Raw genomic sequence first — 20,761 nt, forward strand, 5'->3', positions numbered from 1 at the left:
TGGCACTCTCTGGTAACTCACGCATTCTCTGCGTAGTATGGTAAATAGCTTTTTAAATCAGGTGTTCATTATATGCAAGCTGCGTCTCACTCTTCTGCACTTTTATGGAGTTATCAGCTAAATCACGACGGCCATCACCACGAAATTGATGCCGCGCATTTGTCTGATGCACTTAAGCAATCATCCGCGGGAGGTAATACACTATGGGTGCACGTTCAATCAGATGCCGAAGATGCAACACGCCTATTGCATAGCCTCAATTTAGATTCGCGGGTAATCGATAGCCTGTTAGCTTTGGAAACCCGCCCCCGAGCTATGTCACTTGCCGATGGCTCATTAATCTATTTGCGAGGCATTAATAAAAATCCTGGCGCCGATCCTGAGGATATGGTGTCGTTACGTATGTGGTTTAACAACTCACTTATTATTACCGCACGGCGAAAAAACCGCAGATTAACGGCAATCACGCATGTTAAGGAACAAATAGACGCAAAGCTTCCTATTAGCCACCCCGCCAATATGGTACTTAACATTATTAGCAGTGTAGCTAGCACTATTGTAGATACGGTTGATGATATGGACGATAAACTCGTTAACTTCGAAACTAACGAACAACTCACCAAGCAGGACAGGCAATCATTGGCCACTCTACGGCGCCAAGCTGCTGCCATGCGCCGCTATCTCGCACCGCAGCGCGATGCGCTTGAAGCTTTATTGAGGTTGCCTAATGTTCTTTCAACCCAGCAAAGTTTCGACTTACGGGAGCAAATAGACCGTATGGCCCGCTATGTTGAAGATATGGATTTGCTGCGCGAACGGGCTATTGTACTGCAAGATGAGTTGCGAAACCGTATTGCAGAACAACAAGGGATGCGCATGTATGTATTATCTTTAGTTACTGCAATCTTCCTCCCCCTATCCTTTCTTACCGGTGTATTTGGTATGAATGTTGGGGGGCTGCCCGGCACAGAATCCGTTTATGGGTTTACCTATGTGGTAAGTATCATGGCGGTGCTTGCACTTGTTATGTTGGTCGCCATGCTATGGAAACGCTGGCTTTAATTCAATCGGCTGTTTCACGCATCCTCGTGTTGTTAACTACTAACTTAGTGATTTTAAAATATTTTCGTGACTTTTATACGAAAGTTTGGTCGTTTTCCTGTCCTTTAACGTATATCATCCGTTGAACAGAAATTATGTTAAATTTATTTACATTTGATGAACTCCGCGGAGACGAGTATGCAGTATTCTTGGGTGGAGGAAGGACAGAAAATCTTCCGAATAGTTATTGTTATCCAATGGCTAGTTGCTTTGGTCATTGGGTTAGTAACAGGAGAGCTCCTTCCAGCGTTTCTTTTCGGTATTCCTATCATTGCTGTCCCATTATGGCTCAGTCTTCAGCAGCCTCATAGCGCCATTAGTCGCCATGCACTGGCCATAGGTACTCAATTATTTACCGCATTGCATATTCATCAAACGCTCGGGTTAATCGAAGTTCACTTTGAAATTTTTGTACTGCTGGCATTTTTGTCTTATTTTCGCGATTGGAAAGTGATTGCCTCTGGCGTTTTAATTGTGGCTATCCACCATATAGGCTTCTTTATAATGCAACTACAAGGCATGCCCGTATTCGTATTTGAAGAAGGCCATGTGTCTTTTAATATGCTACTTATGCACGCTGGGTTTGCGCTAACCGAAGGGGCAGTATTGATGTACATGGCCAAGCAAGCTCACCAAGAAGGCGTGGGCGCAGCAAAATTAAGCCTAACCATTAGCAATATGCAAAAACGCAGCGGTCAGCTTGATTTATCAGAGCCTATCGATACCAGTAACCCAGTCACCCGGCCATTCGCCGAGTTAATCGCGCAAGTTAGAGAGTTAGTAGCCTTGTCATCAACATTAACCCAAGATGTAGTGATGGGGTGTGCCAAAATGGAAACCGCCGCGCACAATATGATTGAAGTAAGTAAAAATACCGACCATGAACTGTCAAAAGTGTCAGCATCCACCGAAGAAATAGCACAAACCATGCAAATATCTGCTGAGCAAACCACCCTTGCCAACGATAAGGCTAACGCCGCACAAACATCTTCGCACACCACCCGCGAGTCTATTTCAAGCACCAGTAACGCCATTAATTCGCTGCGTACTACCCTTAATAACGCCGCTAAAATTAACGCGGCCTTAAATGAACAATGTAGCCACATTTCTGATGCGATGCGGGCCATCACCGGGGTTGCAGACCAAACCAACTTACTCGCCCTTAACGCAGCGATAGAATCAGCGCGGGCAGGCGAGCACGGGCGTGGGTTTGCCGTTGTTGCCGATGAAGTACGCTCTTTAGCTATTCGTTCAAAAGAAAGTGCTGATCAAATTACTGATATTACCGAACAACTTGTTAGCCAAACCTCTGAATCGGTCAATCAAATGCAAACCTGTATAACGCTGGTTGATGAAGCCGTATTGTCGTCCGATTCTGCCACGCAAGCCATGACAAGTATAATGCAGCATATTCAAAGTGCTAATGACAGCATGACTGAAGTGGCCTCTTCTGCTATTGAGCAAGAATCGGCGTCAGCAGCAATTGCTGAAAGCACCAATAGGTTGAACGAATTCACCACCCAAGAACTTATTACCGCCGAGTCGTTAGCGCAAGAAGTGCGTACCTTGTCACAGACGTCAGAAAAAATGCGAAATGCCATTTCCCGTTTTACGTTATGAGTGCAGGGGTAAAATGGGGTTTATTGATAGGCTGGGCGGCTATCTTATTGTTCACAATGTTAGCCTACAGCCAACGTCAGTTGTCGCCGTTCGACCCACAAGGCATATTATTACATGCCTCCACCGACCCAATGTTTGACGAGACTGTTGTGCAAGCGCTAAAACGCCAGGGGGTTACCGCTGCATCTATTGTGCATATAAATACCGAAGATGCCTGCTACTGCGATACATTAGCTCAACCCCACCAAACCCAACTGCTTGCCAAACTCAGCACAGTAGACTACCGCGCCGTTACGTTAAATTTAAACAAGGTGCCGTCACTTGAAAAGCTTATACCTTCTATTCCTGCGCTTATTGTCATCGATAAGGACTATCAGCTTCGTTACCTTGGCCCTTATGCAAACGGCTATGGCTGCGTTACCGGCGACACCTTAGTAGAGGCGATAAGCCAATATGCAACAAAGGGCATCTACCCGGGCGCGGTTATTAATACAGAGGCTAAGGGCTGTTTTTGTGATGCCTAGCTGGCATTAAATATGTAACCTTCCCCCGTATCTACTTACTATCGTCGTATTGTGTGAAAGGGCTACTCACCTGCCGCAATATTGTGCGAAAAATGTACATGGAGGAAGGTATGAGTAAAGAAGCCATACTGTATCGCATGGCCACCAACGAACATCTATGTCCGTTTGGCCTTAAATCAAAAGATTTATTAATGCGCGAAGGCTACAAAGTTGACGACAGAACATTAACTAGTCGTACAGAAACCGATGAATTTAAGGAAAAGCATCAGGTAGATACGACGCCTCAGGCTTTTATCGACGGAAAACGTATAGGCGGTTACGATGACTTGCGTGCGTTTTTCAATAAAAAACCCGAACAAGAAATTGGCTCTCGCTACACCCCGGTTATTGCCATATTCTCTCTAGCCGCCTTAGTTACCTTAGCAGTCTTATTAAGAGGAGTAATGCCCGCAGCGTTTGAACCCACCATAATGATGTTTATTGGTGTGGCTATGGTGCTATTGGCCCTGCAGAAGTTGCAAGACATAGTGGCGTTTTCAAAACAGTTTATTACCTATGATTTACTGGCAATGAGAAAGGCCCGTTATGGCTATGTGTACCCATTTGCCGAAGCGTACGCAGGACTGGCGATGATTGCGGCGTTACCAGCCATAATTTACGCACCCGTGGCGATTTTTATTGGCGCCATAGGGGCAGTGTCGGTAATTAAGGCAGTATATGTTGATAAGCGAGAATTAAAATGTGCCTGTGTAGGGGGAAATAGCGATGTACCTTTAGGGTTTATTTCACTTACTGAAAACATCGGCATGCTAGGCGCGGGTTTATACATGTTATTACGATAAAACCGCGCACGAATATGTGCTGCTTTTTCCTTAGGCGCAGCGCTATTGCTGGCCACCATTCGAATTTTCAGGTGGCGGGGTCGTGGGGCTGGCTAAGCCCTTTAGGTGTGCCACTACGCTGCGCCCTAACGCACTATTGTCATAGCCTCCTTCTAACAGACTTACAATACGGCCTTCACAGCACATATCCGCAACATTCCTAAGCTTCTTACTTAGCCAATAATAATCGTCTTCGGTTAAGCGCAAATGCGCCATAGGATCTTCTGCGTGGCCGTCAAAACCCGCTGACAAAAATATCAGTTGCGGCTTAAAATTTATTAGCGCATCGAACCAATGTGCCACCTTAGTTCTAAAAACATCGCCGGTAGCTCCCGCCTCAATAGGCACAGATAGGATATTGCTGGCTAATACTGGCGAACCGCTATGGGGATAAAAAGGATGCTGGAAACTTGAGCACATCATAATGCGCTGATCCCCCGCTATGATATGTTCTGTTCCATTACCATGGTGCACATCAAAATCAACAATAGCTACGCGTTGTAATTGGTAATTTTGTAACGCATAGCGCGCAGCAATAGCGATATTGTTAAAGATACAAAAGCCCATTGCACTGTCGTAGGTAGCATGGTGTCCGGGCGGACGCGTTAAACAAAAGCCCTGTCTGTCAGTTCCTTGCATTACCCAATCTACCGCATTACACCCCGCACCTGCCGACTCGAGGGCGGCGGTTAAACTCCCCTTTACTAACCCGGTATCATCAGCCAGCCATACCAAAGGGTTATCGTCACTTAGGGTGTTCGCTTGGTCAAATACCTGCTTTATATAATGCGGGGCATGGGCCAAACTTAAATATGCGTCAGCAATAGGCGTGGCATCGGCGTGCTCACACACCATCTCTACGCCGGAGGCAAGCAGTTGATCATCGATGGCGAATAGCCGGTTCGGTGACTCTGGATGTTCAGGCCCTAAATCATGTTTCATGCTATGTTTAGTGCGGTATATACGTATGGTCATGACAAACTTGCCACATCAAGAACTAATTCCACATCGCTTGGGTCACCGGTGAATCTACGCTTAAATTTGGCCTGTTCAAATATGGTAATCATGGGCTTATTTTCTCCCCGTACATAGGCCATCATCTTATCAATGCCCCTTGCCTTTGCTATTTCGATGAGTTGTTGTAACAACCGACTTGCCATGCCTTTGCCTTGCTGTGTTTCTCTGGTAACAAAGGCTACTTCACAGGTATTGCTATTTTGATCGTAATAAAACCGCCCTATGGCTTGTAAGGTAATGCGCGAGCCATCTTGCTTTACTATGCATAAAGCTACATCTGAAGACTGATCGACACTCACCAAATTACACGACTTTTCTCGCGACATCTGTTTGGGGTCGTAGTTGTACCTAAGCCTCAGGGTTTCTTTAGTATGTGAGTAGAAAAACTCCTGCAATCGGCGCTCATCAGCAGGATTAAGAGGGCGCATATAAAACGTTTCGCCCTGTATGTTTAACCGTTTAAGCTGAATGGCCCCCCATTCTGCAATGTCTGTAGGGTATTTTTCTTGATAGTGCGGCACCCAGTAATGTTTGCGTACTTCTTCGAGAAGTTGCGCTCTAAACTTAGGGTGGGCCACCCGAATAAGCTCAAGGGCGCGCTCGCGTATACTTTTGCCTTTTAACGAGGCTATCCCATATTCTGTAACCACGTATTGCACATTCCCTCGTGAGGTTACTACCCCAGCCCCTTCTGATATACGCGGGGTAATACGAGAGATGGTTTCGTCTTTGGCGGTAGACGGCAGGGCTATTATTGGCTTTCCCCCTTTACTTATAGAGGCTCCCGTAACGAAGTCTACCTGCCCACCAATACCGCTGTAAAAATCGTAACCGAGTGAGTCGGCCACAACCTGCCCGGTTAGGTCTACCTCAAGGGCGCTGTTAATCGCAATCATATTGTCGTTTTTAGCGATATTAGTGGGCTTATTTACATAGCTGCTAGGGTAAAATTCAATGTGCGGATTGTTATCAATAAGGTCGTACAACTTACGTGATCCAATAGCGAAACTGGTTACCACTTTTCCTGGGTGAAAAGTTTTCTTTTTGTTGGTTACCGCGCCTGAAGCCAACAAATCAATCACACTGTCTGTGAGCATTTCGCTGTGAATACCTAGGTCTTTGTGATTACGTAAATACTTTAAGGTAGCGCTGGGTATTTTACCTATCCCAAACTGAAGTGTTGCGCCGTCATCCACCAGCATGGAAACATACTGCCCAATCCGCTCAGCCACCGAGTCTATGGGCGGCGGGCTTACTTCCACTAATGGCTCTTTTGCTTCAATACAGGCGGTAATTTCACTAATGTGGATATAGGAATGCCCTGCTGTACGTGGAACATCTGGGTTAATTTGCGCCACCACTTGTTTACACTGGCGCACCGCTGACATAGAAATATCTACCGCTGCACCTAAAGAACAATAACCAAATTCGTCAGGCGGGCTAACATTCACCAATGCGGCATCAAGGGCTAAAGTACCATCGCTAAATAAGCTGGAAATTTCAGATAAGAAAACCGGGGTATAGTCGGCCCTCCCCTCATCTACAGCGCGGCGAATAGCATCCCCGCCTATAAAAAACGTATTTGCCTTAAACAGCCTTTTATATTCTTCTTTTGCCCAACGGGTATCACCTAACGCTAACATATGAACAAGTTCAATATCACTGAACCCTTCACTATGATCGATAAGGTGTTGCACCAACGCATAGGGCACCGATGCTGTTCCACCAACAAACACACGAGAACCCGATTTTATGAGCTTCTTCCAATCGGGTGCTGGGGGGAGTTGAATTGCCATCACGCTAACCTGCCGCCTGTGTAACCATAGTTCCATGATGCCATATTTTTAGCCCTATGCTTATGGCAAAACACAGGTTTGTCATAAGCGATTAGTCGTAGGAAGGGCAACCCCTTTTATCTACGCTGTGTGTATGTCCGCAAGCAAACATGAAACGCGCTAAATATCGAAGGCTTTTAGCCAATTACGAAAGAAGGGAGAAATATTAGGCATACTATTAGGCAAACTATGGGTATCGTGCACCAGCAGTAAATTAGCGTAAGACGACTTAGCGTATTTAATTGCATTGTCCACAGGCACTACATCATCCTGCCAGCCGTGAACAATATTTACCGCACCTTGGTAGCGGTAATCTTGTACTTCATAGTGGGGCATGAATAACGCAGGGGCCAGTAAGAAAACCCCTGCTACATTGGTGCGTTCGGCGGCCACCAAAGACACGTAACCGCCCATACTGGAACCGACTAAAATAACGGTTCCTGTTTGTTGTGAAACTATATCAACCAGTCGCTCGACCCTGTCTTCTTGAGAGGGAAGATCTTGATAATCAATGCTGTGCACAGTAAAACCAAGATTTTCCGTAACTTTAGCCATGGTAGTAATTTTACTTCCCCAAGGGCCACTCTCTTTTCCATGAGAAAAAATGACAGTAGTCATTCAAGACGCTCCTATTGTGTAGTTATTACTTCTGTTTATGAAAAAGCCTTTCTACCATAACGTAAAACATAGGCACAAAGAAGATAGCTAAGAAGGTTGCTGCTATCATTCCGCCCATTACCGCAATACCAATGGCGTTTTGACTGGCGGCACCCGCGCCGCTTGCTAAGGCGAGGGGTGTAACACCTAAAATAAACGCCATAGATGTCATTAATATTGGGCGGAAACGCTGAGCTGCAGCATTAGATACCGCAACCATTAAATCTTCCCCATTCTCGTATTGTTCTTTAGCGAATTCAACGATTAATATCGCATTCTTCGCCGCAAGACCTACGGTAGTAAGAAATGCTACCTGCAAATAAACATCATTTGGCAGAGCGAAGATAAACGCCGCAGTAACCGAACCGAGTATACCTAAGGGCACAACCAGCATAACCGCAAAGGGCACCGACCAGCTTTCATATAAAGCAGCAAGACACAAAAATACCACCAATATGGAAATAGCATACAGCATCGGTGCTTGAGAGCCCGATTGCTGTTCTTCAAAAGAAAGCCCCGACCACTCTATGGCATAGCCTGGCGGCAATTGTTCCACTAGCTTTTCCATTTCAGCCATTGCTTCACCGGAAGAGATACCTTCGGCTGCGCTACCTTGAATATTAACCGAGGAGACACCGTTAAAACGTTCTAGCTTAGGTGAGCCATACACCCACTCTGTGGTAGCAAAGGTATTGAATGCCACCATTTCGCCATCGGTGTTTCGCACATACCATTTTTCTAAATCCTCCGGTGTCATACGATGGGAAAGATCGCCCTGCATGTACACTCGTTTTATTCGGCCTTTATCGATAAAGTCGTTTACATAGCTTGAACCCCACGCTATTTGCAGCGCGCTGTTTATATCGCTTAGGCTTAACCCTAATGCGGAGGCCTTTTCACTATCGATATTAATTTTAAACTGAGGTACATCGCTAAGGCCGTTGGGGCGCACACCGGCTAATTTCGGGTTTTGTGCAGCCATGCCAAGCAACTGATTACGCGCATTCATCAGGGCTTCATGGCCATTGCCACCACGATCGACCAATTGCATATCAAAGCCAGTGGCGTTACCTAATTCCATAATAGGAGGAGGCACTATGGGAAAGGCAGAGGCATCTTCTATCTGGCTGAACGCACCAAAAGCACGGTTAACTACCGCAAACGCCGAACTGTCCTCATCACGCTCACTCCAGTCGTTTAAGTTTAGAAAAGCCATACCCGCGTTTTGTGCTTGACCTGCAAAACTAAACCCAACCACAGCAAACATACCATTCACCGCTTCTTGTTCTTGATCTAAGAAATAGTCTTCTACCTTTTTAATAGACTCAAGAGTACGCCCTGCGGTAGCACCTGGTGGTGTACTTACCAGCACCATCATTCGCCCCTGATCTTCATCTGGCAAGAAGGCCCCTGGTAACTGGCTGAAAATAAGCGCCATTCCGCCTACCAATAAGCCATATACCATAAAGTAACGCTTGGCCCGTTTAGCCATATGAGTAGTAGTGCGTTGATAACGATCGCGCCCCTTGTTAAAGGTACGGTTAAACCAACCAAAGAAACCTTTGTTTTTATCGTGATCAGGATCGTGCTGCTTTAACAACGTGGCGCACAAAGAAGGCGACAGTACAATTGCCACCAAGACGGAAAAGGCCATGGCCGATACGATAGTTACGGAGAACTGGCGGTATATAGCACCGGCAGAACCGCTGAAAAATGCCATTGGAATAAATACAGTGGATAGTACAGCGGCTATGCCCACCAAGGCACCGGTAATCTGGCTCATCGACTTTTTAGTAGCTTCTGCGGGCGGTAAGCCCTCTTCTTCCATAATGCGCTCAACGTTTTCTACCACTACGATAGCGTCATCCACCAATAAGCCTATGGCCAAAACCATCGCAAACATGGTTAATACGTTGATACTAAAGCCAAAGGCTAATAATACCGAGAAGGTGCCAAGTAATACTACAGGGACTGCAATAGTAGGAATGAGTGTCGCGCGCCAGTTTTGAAGAAACAGCAACATCACTAAGAAAACCAAGACAACAGCTTCTATCAGCGTATGCACCACAGACTCAATAGATAGCTCGATAAACGGTGAGGCATCAACGGGATACACTACTTTTACGCTATCTGGTAAGTTCGCGCGTAATTCTTCAACCCGCGCCTTCACCGCTTCAATCGTGTCCAGGGCATTCGCACCAGAGGCTAAGCTGATGGCCATACCCGATGCAGGGTTTCTGTCGTAACGCACGATAACATCGTAGCTTTGTGCACCTAATTCAACCCGAGCCACGTCGCGTACCCGTACCTGGGAACCATCGGTATTTACGCGTAAAACGATATTTTCAAAGTCGTTTACTGTTTGGAGGCGGCTTTGCGCTTGAATGGTGGCGTTTATCTGCTGGTTTTCAATGGCCGGGAGGCCACCTAATTGCCCTGCAGACACATCGGTGTTTTGTACCTTCACCGCCGCCTGAACATCAACTGGGGTGAGGTTATAACTGTATAGTTTGTCTGGGTCGAGCCAAATACGCATTGAGCGCTGTGCACCAAACACCCGTACATCGCCCACACCGTTAACCCGAGAGATAGGGTCGCGAAACTGCGAAACCAGTAAATCACTTAAATCGTACTGGGTCATAGAATCGTCTTCAGAGTAGAAACCTACCGCTAACGCAAAGGAACTGTTTGACTTAGATACGGTAACCCCTTGTTGTTGCACCTCAGTAGGCAACAAAGGTAATGCCCCTTGTACCTTATTTTGCGTTTGAACTTGCGCAATATCAGGGTCGGTACCCGGCTCAAACGTTAGGCTGATAGATAAACTACTGTTTGAGCTACTTGCTGAAAAGTAGCGTAAATTATCAATACCAGAAAGGCTTTGTTCAATAACCTGAGTAACCGAGTTTTCAACGGTTTCTGCTGACGCACCTGGATAAGAGGCACTAATGGTAACCGTAGGAGGGGCTACTTTAGGGTATTGTTCTATAGGTAACGAAGTGATGGCCAATACACCGGCCATCATGGTAATAATTGCAAGTACCCACGCAAAGACGGGTCTGTCGATAAAAAAGCGAGCCATAGTGTTTAATTCCTTGCTTGCTTAGCGTGAGCCACGTGATGAAGGTTGCCATTCGCTAGCATTCACTTTGCTACCTGGCTTCACTTTCTGATATCCAGTTACGATAATGCGATCGCCTTCGCTTACGCCTTGGGTAACCACATACTGATCTTCATAGGTAGTACTCACCGTTAATCGGCGAGCTTCTACTTCATCGTTGTTATTAACAACATACACACTTAGTGAACCATCAGACTGACGCATCGTTGCTCGCTGGGGTACTAATAGCGCGTTTTCTTTACCGGTGATCACATGCCCTTTTACAAATAAACCTGGCATTAACAAACCTTCAGGGTTTGGCATTTCGGCACGCAGGGTTACTGAGCCTGTACCTTCATCTACCGTTACTTCTGAAAACTTTACGCTCCCCGTGTGCGGGTATTTTTTACCCGTACTTTCGTTAAGAACGAGCTCTACTGGCATCGCGCCTTGTTCACGCATTTGCTGGCGTAACGTAAGAATGGCTTTGCCCGACTCCTGCATATCGATGAACACTGGGTCTAGCTGGGTAATAGTAGCGAGCTGTTGCGTTTGATTGGTCGTAACCAGGGTTCCCTCGGTGACGTAAGAACGACTAATTTGCCCACTGATAGGCGCATACACCTTGGTGTAATCTACATTAACTTTGGCTAGCGCTACCGACGCTTCGGCGACACTAATAGCCGCTTGCGCTTGCTCTTTTTGTGCTACTACATCATCAAGTTCTTGACGACTAATGGCGTTTTGCTTAATTAAGTCATCATAGCGACGCGCTTTCGCCTCTAGCGTTTTTAAATTTGCCTTAGCACTTTTTACATCGGCAATGGCGCTATTGAGCTGGGCGCGATAGCGTGCCTCGTCAATTTGGTAAAGTTGATCCCCCTTCTTTACCTGCGCTCCCTCTTCAAATAAACGCTCGGTAATTACGCCATCTACCTGAGGACGTACTTGAGATTGGCGCGAAGGCGTAACCCTGCCTGGAAGCACCATTTCATGGGTAACAGGTTGTTTTTTCAAGGTCAGTACAGAGACTGATGGGGCTGGTCTAGCTTGCTGGGCAGTTGCGCCTTGCTGTGGCTCCTGTGAACAGCCGATAACGCTAACAAGCGTGGCCATAGCAACAATAGTGTGTAGTACGCGACTCATATATTTTCTCAATCTCAATAGCCATTCATTGCAGGAAAACGCGTTCATTTACCTGCCGTTAAAAGTGAACCGTAAAATGTCAGGCTTGCTTTTGCTGTGCCTGAATTGTCAGCATTCCAACAGAACATTGTAGAACGCCATTGTTACTAAACGGGGAGTGATAGTATTAGTAGTAGCCGACTATTGTGCATAGTTGCGGCGCAGATTAATAGTTATGATAGTTAAACCTTACAATCTTATCGTTCAATTACCAGTTATGAGTACCAAATACCTTTGTTTTTAGATCGTTAACCTAGCAATAATTATTGCCCAGCCAACCACCGATACGCTTGAATAACTGCTTGCGCCCTCTCCACACTACCGCCTTTGTCTGGGTGCGCTTTGGCCAATGCTTTTCGGTAATACCGCTTGAGGGTTTCAGGCGCTAAATGTTGATGGCTGCCCCCCTCATTATCAGCTAACTCGACTATTCCTAAAACACGATAGGCGTGGTGGCGCTGTTTTTCACTTAATGGGGGTTGCTGGTTTACCGACATCCGCGACCAAAAATCGTCTAATAAAGCGTTTACGTCCGCCTTCTGGGTGGTTTCAAAGTTCTGCCAATCGAGGTAATAACGCGCCAATGGGTCGGGGCTTGTTATTTCACACGTAGCGCTGGGCGTATGCGCCCAAGAACGGGAAGATGAGGGTATACAAGGGCGCAGAATAATGTTCGTAGTATGAATGTCTAACTCGCCCACGGCTTGTTGGCGCCACTTACCTTGCAAGGTATATAGCGCATGAAACAAGACAAAATGCGTTTTGAACAATACTAATGGATCGCTTAGGGCATGACTGTCGAAGACTTCATAAGGGGGGTGTTTTAACACCTGAATTAGCGCAAATTCGCTTATGCCTTCACGAAAAGTAGGCTGCATAACACTTAAGCTATCAATTAGCAGCGACACACTATTTTCGTATTGTTTTTCCATAGATCTCTTCTTACGGCTTAGTGCTTATTCGTAGCGCGTTACGGCGTCGTATCACATGTTTCAATTTCTTCAAACCGCGGCCCACTGAGAGCCTACACTAACAAACGATATAATTTTTGTAGAACAAATGAACTAATTACTATCATTCGCTGTTAAAGTAACCTAATAAAAAAGTGACAATAATAACGAGGAGTTCTTTTGAAAGCACTTATTGCCCTTACCAGTATCGTCGGTTTCTTAATGGTGACGCTACCTGGCCCCTTATATAAATATACAGACGTAGGCCTTAGTACTGCATTTACATCACTTCGTTTCGGCGTGTATGTGGGTGGTGCAGCACTCATTCTTATTATTTTACAAATACTATTAAAACGTAAAAGCGTTAACTGGGGCAGCACTCTCGTTTGCGCGGTACTTGCAATTATCGCCATCGCTATGCCGGTAAGCATGATGAGTAAAGCTGGCGCAGTTCCCCCTATTCATGACATTACTACCCATGTTACTAACCCGCCAGAATTTGTTGCCATTGCGCCGCTACGTGAAAACGCGCCTAACCCTGTAACATACGAAGGCGGCGATATCACAAAACAGCAGCTAGAAGCTTACCCTGATATTAAAACGCAGACACTGCCGCAATCGGTAGACACGGTATACGCAGCTGCCGAAAAAGCCATCGACAGCCTTGGTTGGGAACGGGTTACTGATAAAGCCCTACCTAATACTCTTGAGGCCACTGATACTACCCTGTGGTTTGGCTTTAAAGACGATGTGGTCATTAGGTTAACAGCGCAAGGGGACAATACCCTGGTTGATGTACGCAGCAAATCGCGGGTAGGCAAAAGTGATTTGGGTAAAAATGCTGAACGCATTCGTCGCTTTTTAACTGAATTACGCAAACAGCTTGAGAATACGTAATTGGCTGCATAGTAGTAGGCTATAAAACACAGGCCCCGTTATGTATGGCGGGGCCTATATCTATTATATGCTGAAGCTTTTTATGATTAGTTATAAACTGGCTAACTGAATACTCACCAACCCTAACACAGCCGCATTGGCACGATTAAACCAACGCCAGAACAAAGGGCGTTGCATGTGTTTGGCAAACCGCGCCGTTAGTGTACTTACGCCCACAAACCACAACACCGACGAAGTGATGGCCCCTGCCACAAACCACCACTTATCTTGTTGCCACTGACTGGCTAAATTGCCCATAAGCAGTAAGGTGTCTAAATAGAAATGCGGGTTCAGCCATGTTACGGCTAATGCAATAAACAACGCCTTTTTAAACGACTGAGCCTTTTGCGCTGTGGCTAATACGATAGTGTCATCCGCCATAGACGCTTTTATCTTGTTTATGGCTATCCACAGCAGAAAAGCTACGCCGGCCCATTTAGTTATAGAGATTAAGGTGGGGTATTGCTGCATTAATAAACCAAATCCCATGGCACCCAAACTAATAGAAATGGCATCGCTAAGAATAAACAACAACACAAACAACCCCGCCCACTGACGTTTCAGCGATTGCTCAATTAAAAATGTATTCTGTGCGCCTACTGCAATAATAAGGGTGCCCCCCATTACTAGCCCACTGGTTGCTGCCGCGATCATGCTTGTTGCCCCTATCAATTATCTAAGCTTGTTAAGTAGTGAGATAATTTTATACACTCAAGATGACTTAATTAAATTAATGATATTTGTTTTACATTAATTTAATTAATACTTATAACACCGCTTTCACTAATAAAGACAAAGAGAGAGTAAAATGCTTGATTACGATGCTCTGCGCTGTTTAAGCGAAGTACTACGCTACGGAGGGTTTGAGCGTGGCGCACAAGCGCTTAGCCTTACCCAATCGGCGGTATCGCAAAAAATAAAACGTCTAGAGCATCGAGTGGGCGGACCGGTATTGGTGCGAACAAAGCCACTTAATCCAACACCGTTAGGACGGGAGTTATTAACCCACTTTCAAAAAGTAAGCGTACTTGAAGAGGCGCTGAATATTCAAAGTGGGCTACAGGCAAGTGCTTCACCCATTAGTGTGGCAGTTAATAATGATGTGCTGGCCACGTGGTTTTCTCAAGTATTAGCCGAGTTTAGCCAAACCCGTAGTAATCCCATTCATGTTTATAACGCCGATCAAACCCAAACCCGCGACAAACTGCAAAAAGGCCAGGTTATGGCCTGCATTAGTCAAACGGGTACACCTATAACCGGCGGGCAATCCGTCCGCTTAGGTGTAATGAACTATCAACTCTATGCCTCTCCAATATTCATCGAACGCTACTTAAAAGAAAAGCAAACCCCTCAAAGCATTATGAACAGCCCAGGCCTTCTGTACGACGAATACGATGTGACCTTATTGGGGGATTATCAAAGAGAATGCTTTAATTTACCGCCGTTTTTTGCCAATTGCCATTGGTACCCCTCTTCTCATGGCTTTGTAAAAATGGCTATAGATGGCGTAGCCTGGGCGCTTCTGCCCTCTCTACAGGTAATAAATGAAGTGAAAAACGGCGAACTAGTCTCACTCTTTCCAGACAAATGTTTAGGAGTACCTTTGTTTTGGCATTGGACCAGCTTAGACTCAGGCGCGCTTACAGATTTAACACTCGCCGTAAAACGAGTAGCGAAAGCACAATTACAATAGACCTATTTTGCAATACACACACGCATAATCCATCACATGACATACACCCTATGAAACGAGTAATACAAAAATACATGTAACCATCGAGCCATTTAATTTACTACCAAACGTCTAATTCAAGCGACCACTAGCGCTAGTGACTTTATTCAACATGCGTTAACCTTGCCGCCAAAATGAATCATCAAACGCGATTTTCGCTGTTTTGCTGGTATATAAGCACGAAAACGTAACGAATTTAAATCGCAGGTAGCGAGTGTAGCCGCGTATACATCTCCCCGTTTATCGTTACGTTGAAGACCCTCTTTTTATTCATGGATATGTATGTTTGCTCAAGCTTTACTCCCTTCTCGTATAGTGGTTTCCGCTTTCTTTTTTTGTCCACCCTTATTTGCCCTAGATGATGTACCTGAGGATGTAGAGCGCATCCGAATTAAAGGTGATGTACATGCGCAGGCAGGAGAATTTGTATCCGCATCGCAAGGGTGGGTATCTGGTGACACGTTAGTAGAGCGCCCTATGTTACGTACCGGCGAAATGCTGGAGTTTATTCCTGGTATGATGGTGACGCAGCACAGTGGTTCGGGTAAAGCTAACCAGTATTTTTTACGTGGCTTTAATCTCGATCACGGTACCGACTTTGCCGTAAGTGTTGATGGCATGCCAATTAACATGCGTAGCCATGGACATGGTCAAGGATACTCAGATTTGAACTTTGTGATCCCCGAACTAGTCGACAACTTAAGCTACTTTAAAGGGACCTACTACGCCAATATAGGTGATTTCTCTAGCGCCGGCGGTGCGTATTTTAATTTAAAAGATACACTCGACAATCAGCAGCTTTTTATTACCGCAGGGGAAGATAACTATCGTCGTGCAGTAAGTTTAAATAGCGCCCAAATTGGCCAAGCCACCGCCATTACAGCCATGGAGTATCAAACATATGATGGCCCATGGACCGACGTTAGCGAAGATGTCGAAAAGAAAAACGCAAATTTGCGGGTTGTAACACCGCTCTTTGATGGCGAACTAAGTGTTACCGCGATGGCGTACGATAATGCGTGGAATGGCGCTGATCAGGTCCCAGCTCGGGCGGTTGCTGATGGGCTTATTGACCGGTTAGGCGCTATTGACGACGAAGTGGGCGGCGCATCCTCACGCTATAGTGTATCTGCAAACTATCAAAGCGATACATTCAACGCCAAAATGTACGCTATTGATACCGACTTATCCCTGTTTTCAAATTTCACCTACTTTCTCGATAGTCCAGACAATGGTGATCAATTTGAACAAACCGATGACCGCACTATTTATGGAGGCGAGTTATACACTACGTTCGGGTTGGCAGTTAATGATGCGAGTACTATCACTGTTGGCGGCCAATGGCGATTTGATGACATTGATAATGTAGGACTATACCGTACCACGCATCTTATAAGAAACAACGTGATTCGAGAGGATACAATTCAAAGTCGTTCTTACGCTAGTTTTATCCAAGCCAATATTGCTATTAACGACGACCTAACCTTATCTTTAGGCGGGCGTTACGATTACCTCGATGTAAATGTAACAAGCAACTTAGCCCCAAACAGTGGAAGCAAAAATGATGGCTTATCTACCTTAAAAGCGGCAGTTAAATATACTCTTAACGATACAATTACCGCCTTCGCCAATATTGGTGAAGGGTTTCACTCCAACGATGCACGTGGCGCTACCATAACGCAAGACACAGTAACAGGAGAGGCTATTGAGCCTGCGCCTTTGCTGGTCAAATCTTTAGGCTACGAGACGGGCTTAAATTGGACCGACAACCAAACTTACAATGTTTCAGCAGCATTATGGCAGCTTGAGTTAGACAGCGAGCTGGTATATGTGGGTGATGCGGGTTTCACTGAAGCCAGTCGTCCTTCAAAACGATTCGGTGTTGAGCTAAGTGCGTATTATTGGATTAACCACCACTTCACTACTGACATTGAAGCTGCATGGACCAAAGCGCGCTTTAGTGATTCATTGTCAGGAGAAGGCGAACATATTGATGGCACCGTACCTGTTGTAGTAAGCGCAGGGGGCGTCTGGTATCAGCAAAGCAATCAGCAAGGCCTAAGTTACACCTTACGTGCTCGTTATCTTAGTTCTCGCACAGTAGATAGCTTCGATAAAATATCGCCGCCTTCATCCTTTTTGCTAAACACGCAGCTTGCCTACACAAAGGAAAGCTGGACACTAGGCTTAGAGGTGTTGAATTTACTTAATAGCGACGCTCACGACATCGACTATTATTATGCATCTCGGCTAACAGGGGAACCTGAAGAAGGTGTAGAAAACTTACATTATCATCCTGTTGAACCCCGAACAGTAAGGCTCTCTTTGGTATTCAGCTATTAAGCATAAAAGACACATCAGGCCGCAAATGTATCATTGCGGCCTGCTGCTTTATTAAAGCAGCAAAAAATTCCTACCTCAATCAGCTCTTTAGTTACCCCATCAATGGGCCTTCCTACGCCCTATAAATGATTATAATTTGCATCGATTGATTCCTTATGTCATCAATTGCCCTCTCGCGATTTTTGTAAACCCCCTGTAAACACCAAAAACAAAGGGTTACAAAAAATTAACACTGTGGCCTGCTTGTTGCATTAGTAGCATTTGTAACATTTACCTAGCAACGAAGAACATAGTGACTCAGGGCGAAGCGAAAGAATATGCAAATAGCTTACTTTAAATCAGCGAAAAAATTGATTACTGGCAATGGTGCTATCAAAACTCTCACAGACGAGCTAGTTCGTCTTGGTATAAAGAATCCGGCGGTAATTACAGATAAAGGGGTAACCCAATCGGGGGGGCTCACAATTGTTACCGATCATTTGACTCCTGGCAGTTTCGTTATTTGTGATGACATTCCCCCTGAACCTGAAGTGTCTGTCATCGAAAGCTGTGTTGACAAACTGCGCGGCAAAAACGTTGACGGCGTTATTGCCGTCGGGGGAGGAAGTGCCATTGATAGCGCTAAGGCAATCGCTGTATCTATGGGGCTTAAGGGAAGCATCTCATCCCTGTTTGGGGAAGATAAAGTGTTGGCACGGGACATTCCTCTTATCGCAATCCCCACCACCGCAGGAACCGGCTCTGAAGTGACCAATATCGCCATCCTTAGTGATCCAGAAGATCAACTTAAAAAAGGTATTGTAAGTGAATACCTGCTACCCGATGTTGCCATAGTAGCTGCAGAGATGACGGTTAGCTGCCCCGCGAATGTAACTGCTGCCAGCGGCGTGGATGCTTTGGTTCATGCATTGGAAGCCTATTTATCTGTGAATGCAAGCGCGATAACAGATGCACTTGCAATAAAGGCAATCTCGTTAATTTATCCCGCGCTACCTAAAGCTTATGCTGATGGCAGTGACTTAAAGGCCCGTGAAGCAATGGCCACAGGCAGTTTGCTTGCCGGGCTTGCCTTCGGAAACGCGGGCGTTGGCGCAGTGCATGCTCTCGCCTACCCCTTAGGAGGGCGTTTTCACCTTTCCCATGGAATGAGTAATGCCGTCATGTTACCCCATGTAATGAAAGTAAACGCTCAAGCGTGCCAGGCGCGTTTTGTGGATATTGCGAAAGCAATAGGGCTGGAAGTGCACAATAGGTCTGCCCAACAAATAACTGCGTCGGTATTAAACGCCATTGAGCAAATCTGCCGAGACGTTGAGATACCCGCCACGTTGCGTCATTTCGATATACCAGAGGAAGCTATTCCTACGCTAGCAATAGAAGCCAGTAAAGTGACGCGTTTGCTTCGAAATAACCCGCGAAAATTATCTGTCGAAGATATAGAAGGGATTTACCGCAGCGCCTTTTAACGCCAACGCCAACTACAACTAATAACGAGAATAACTATGAGTAGCACCCCTTCAAGTCGTACGGAGTCATCGCCTTATTACGCGCTCGGGCCCTTTAAGATTCGACTGCCTTTTAAGCATTACCGCATTGAATGGCCAGACTATTTTCAGGGGCTGCTAATGTGCGCGGTAGATTTAGCTGCCATTCCGCTAATGACTGAACTATTAGGCATGCCGTTTGAGGCCGCTATTGCCATTGTAATGCTAAACGGCTTGTTATACCTCGTTCATCACCTTCTCGGCGACCCGGTTATCCCTGGCTGGATCACGCCAGCCATTCCATTGCTTATTGCTTATGTCGAGGCATTTAACCCTGGTGTAGACCGTATTCACGCGCTGATAGCCTTTCAGATGACCTTGGGCCTATTAGTGATGATACTGGGGCGAACGGGTATGGCCACTAAGGTTGTTCACATGATTCCAAATGCCATCAAGTCGGGCATTATCATTGGCGCCGGTATAGCCGCTATTGCTGTGGTATTCAAAGAAGGCGGGCGTTTCGATACTTATCCCATTACTATTTCAATTGCTGTGGGTGTCGCGTTCTACCTTATATTTTCCCGTCACTTTACCCAACTTCGCGACCACAACAAAATTTGGGCTATCGTGGGTAAATTAGGTGTGTTCCCCATCATTGTTTTAGCCGTCATTGTCGCGCCTTTAGTGGGCGAAACCCAGCTTCCTAATATCGAGTGGGGCATTACCCAGCCCGATTTCATATTGATGTGGACGCAATACACAGTATTTGGCGTAGGTTTCCCTCCCCCAATGATGTTTTTAACGGTACTTCCTACCGTATTAGCGGCCTATATAGTGGTGTTCGGCGATGTGCTTCAAACTAAGGCCATTCTTGAAGAAGCTGATGAAATCCGACAAGACGAGGACATCGATTACGACGCCAATCGTTCACATTTAATTTTCGGTGGGCGCAACCTATTTATGAGCATTTTCGGACCAGATGTCACCATGTGTGGGCCGCTTTGGGCCGCCATGCAAGTGGTGGTTGTAGAGCGTTATAAACAAGGAACCATGGCGATGAAAAGTATTTTTGGTGGCTCTGGGTCGTTTCGCTGGGGAACCAATACCGGCTTGCTACTGCTTCCTATCGTTAGCTTGGTTCAACCCATACTTGGTGTTGCATTAGCACTTACTCTTCTTATACAAGGCTTCGTTAGTGTGAGAATTGGTGTAATGGAGTCTCGTTCTCAACGCGATTTAGGCATCGCCGGCGTTATCGCAGCTATTTTAACGATTAAGGGCGCCGCCTGGGCTTTTGCTATAGGCGTGGCACTTACCGCGCTTATTTATGGCAAAGACTTCTTTAAAGGCGAAGTCGACAATACGTTCAACAAACATTCTGGCCTGTGAGGTTAAC

Annotated in this window: 16 protein-coding genes; 9 read left to right on the top strand and 7 right to left on the bottom strand. The window is 45.9% G+C overall.

The window, feature by feature from the left end; all coding sequences use genetic code 11:
- The first annotated feature begins 72 nt into the window (after window positions 1-72).
- From GTH32_RS04260 to GTH32_RS04275, 4 genes are all read left to right on the top strand, one after another.
- Entirely contained in the window at window positions 73-1,062 is a 990-nt protein-coding gene (locus GTH32_RS04260; protein WP_163084002.1) for a zinc transporter ZntB, read from the top strand.
- A gap of 177 nt (window positions 1,063-1,239) precedes the next feature.
- Window positions 1,240-2,721 carry a methyl-accepting chemotaxis protein gene (locus tag GTH32_RS04265; RefSeq protein ID WP_163084003.1) on the top strand — a complete coding sequence of 494 codons (1,482 nt, stop codon included), beginning with the start codon at window positions 1,240-1,242 and terminating at the stop codon, window positions 2,719-2,721.
- The gene (locus tag GTH32_RS04270) at window positions 2,718-3,245 is read left to right on the top strand and encodes a DUF6436 domain-containing protein (protein ID WP_163084004.1); all 528 of its coding nucleotides are present in this window, start codon (window positions 2,718-2,720) and stop codon (window positions 3,243-3,245) included. The genes GTH32_RS04265 and GTH32_RS04270 overlap by 4 nt, the downstream gene beginning before the upstream one ends.
- A gap of 110 nt (window positions 3,246-3,355) precedes the next feature.
- The gene (locus tag GTH32_RS04275; RefSeq protein ID WP_163084005.1) at window positions 3,356-4,087 is read left to right on the top strand and encodes a MauE/DoxX family redox-associated membrane protein; all 732 of its coding nucleotides are present in this window, start codon (window positions 3,356-3,358) and stop codon (window positions 4,085-4,087) included.
- 42 nt (window positions 4,088-4,129) lie between these two features.
- Here the strand turns inward: GTH32_RS04275 and GTH32_RS04280 are convergent, their stop codons facing one another.
- The 6 genes from GTH32_RS04280 to GTH32_RS04305 form a co-directional block, all read right to left on the bottom strand.
- Window positions 4,130-5,101 (bottom strand): histone deacetylase family protein, encoded by a 972-nt coding sequence (locus GTH32_RS04280; RefSeq protein WP_163084006.1) that lies wholly within the window; start codon window positions 5,099-5,101, stop codon window positions 4,130-4,132.
- Complete coding sequence (locus GTH32_RS04285; protein ID WP_163084007.1) at window positions 5,098-6,939, bottom strand: bifunctional acetyl-CoA hydrolase/transferase family protein/GNAT family N-acetyltransferase; 1,842 nt, start codon at window positions 6,937-6,939, stop codon at window positions 5,098-5,100. The genes GTH32_RS04280 and GTH32_RS04285 overlap by 4 nt, the downstream gene beginning before the upstream one ends.
- Before the next feature lie 159 nt (window positions 6,940-7,098).
- A complete protein-coding gene (locus tag GTH32_RS04290; protein ID WP_163084008.1) occupies window positions 7,099-7,596 on the bottom strand; it encodes a YqiA/YcfP family alpha/beta fold hydrolase in 498 nt (165 codons plus the stop codon).
- Window positions 7,597-7,621: 25 nt separating this feature from the next.
- On the bottom strand, window positions 7,622-10,717 hold the full coding sequence (locus GTH32_RS04295; protein WP_163084009.1) for an efflux RND transporter permease subunit: 3,096 nt from the start codon (window positions 10,715-10,717) through the stop codon (window positions 7,622-7,624).
- 21 nt (window positions 10,718-10,738) lie between these two features.
- Complete coding sequence (locus GTH32_RS04300; RefSeq protein WP_163084010.1) at window positions 10,739-11,881, bottom strand: efflux RND transporter periplasmic adaptor subunit; 1,143 nt, start codon at window positions 11,879-11,881, stop codon at window positions 10,739-10,741.
- A 302-nt stretch (window positions 11,882-12,183) separates the two neighbouring features.
- Window positions 12,184-12,852, bottom strand: a complete 669-nt coding sequence (locus tag GTH32_RS04305) for a DNA-J related domain-containing protein (protein WP_163084011.1) — start codon at window positions 12,850-12,852, stop codon at window positions 12,184-12,186.
- 198 nt (window positions 12,853-13,050) lie between these two features.
- Between GTH32_RS04305 and GTH32_RS04310 the strand changes: the two genes are divergently transcribed.
- Window positions 13,051-13,767 carry a DUF1499 domain-containing protein gene (locus GTH32_RS04310; protein ID WP_163084012.1) on the top strand — a complete coding sequence of 239 codons (717 nt, stop codon included), beginning with the start codon at window positions 13,051-13,053 and terminating at the stop codon, window positions 13,765-13,767.
- A 90-nt stretch (window positions 13,768-13,857) separates the two neighbouring features.
- On the opposite strand, the gene GTH32_RS04315 is transcribed toward GTH32_RS04310, so the two are convergent.
- Window positions 13,858-14,460: a LysE/ArgO family amino acid transporter gene (locus GTH32_RS04315; protein WP_163084013.1), complete on the bottom strand. Its 603-nt coding sequence runs from the start codon at window positions 14,458-14,460 to the stop codon at window positions 13,858-13,860.
- Window positions 14,461-14,614: 154 nt separating this feature from the next.
- Between GTH32_RS04315 and GTH32_RS04320 the strand changes: the two genes are divergently transcribed.
- From GTH32_RS04320 to GTH32_RS04335, 4 genes are all read left to right on the top strand, one after another.
- On the top strand, window positions 14,615-15,499 hold the full coding sequence (locus tag GTH32_RS04320; RefSeq protein WP_163084014.1) for an ArgP/LysG family DNA-binding transcriptional regulator: 885 nt from the start codon (window positions 14,615-14,617) through the stop codon (window positions 15,497-15,499).
- 321 nt (window positions 15,500-15,820) lie between these two features.
- Entirely contained in the window at window positions 15,821-17,881 is a 2,061-nt protein-coding gene (locus GTH32_RS04325) for a TonB-dependent receptor (RefSeq protein WP_163084015.1), read from the top strand.
- A 317-nt stretch (window positions 17,882-18,198) separates the two neighbouring features.
- The gene (locus GTH32_RS04330; RefSeq protein WP_163084016.1) at window positions 18,199-19,347 is read left to right on the top strand and encodes an iron-containing alcohol dehydrogenase; all 1,149 of its coding nucleotides are present in this window, start codon (window positions 18,199-18,201) and stop codon (window positions 19,345-19,347) included.
- A 36-nt stretch (window positions 19,348-19,383) separates the two neighbouring features.
- Window positions 19,384-20,754: a hypothetical protein gene (locus tag GTH32_RS04335; protein ID WP_163084017.1), complete on the top strand. Its 1,371-nt coding sequence runs from the start codon at window positions 19,384-19,386 to the stop codon at window positions 20,752-20,754.
- Window positions 20,755-20,761: the final 7 nt, after the last annotated feature.

The organism is Alteromonas profundi (assembly GCF_010500865.1).
Classification (GTDB): Bacteria; Pseudomonadota; Gammaproteobacteria; order Enterobacterales; family Alteromonadaceae; genus Alteromonas; species Alteromonas profundi.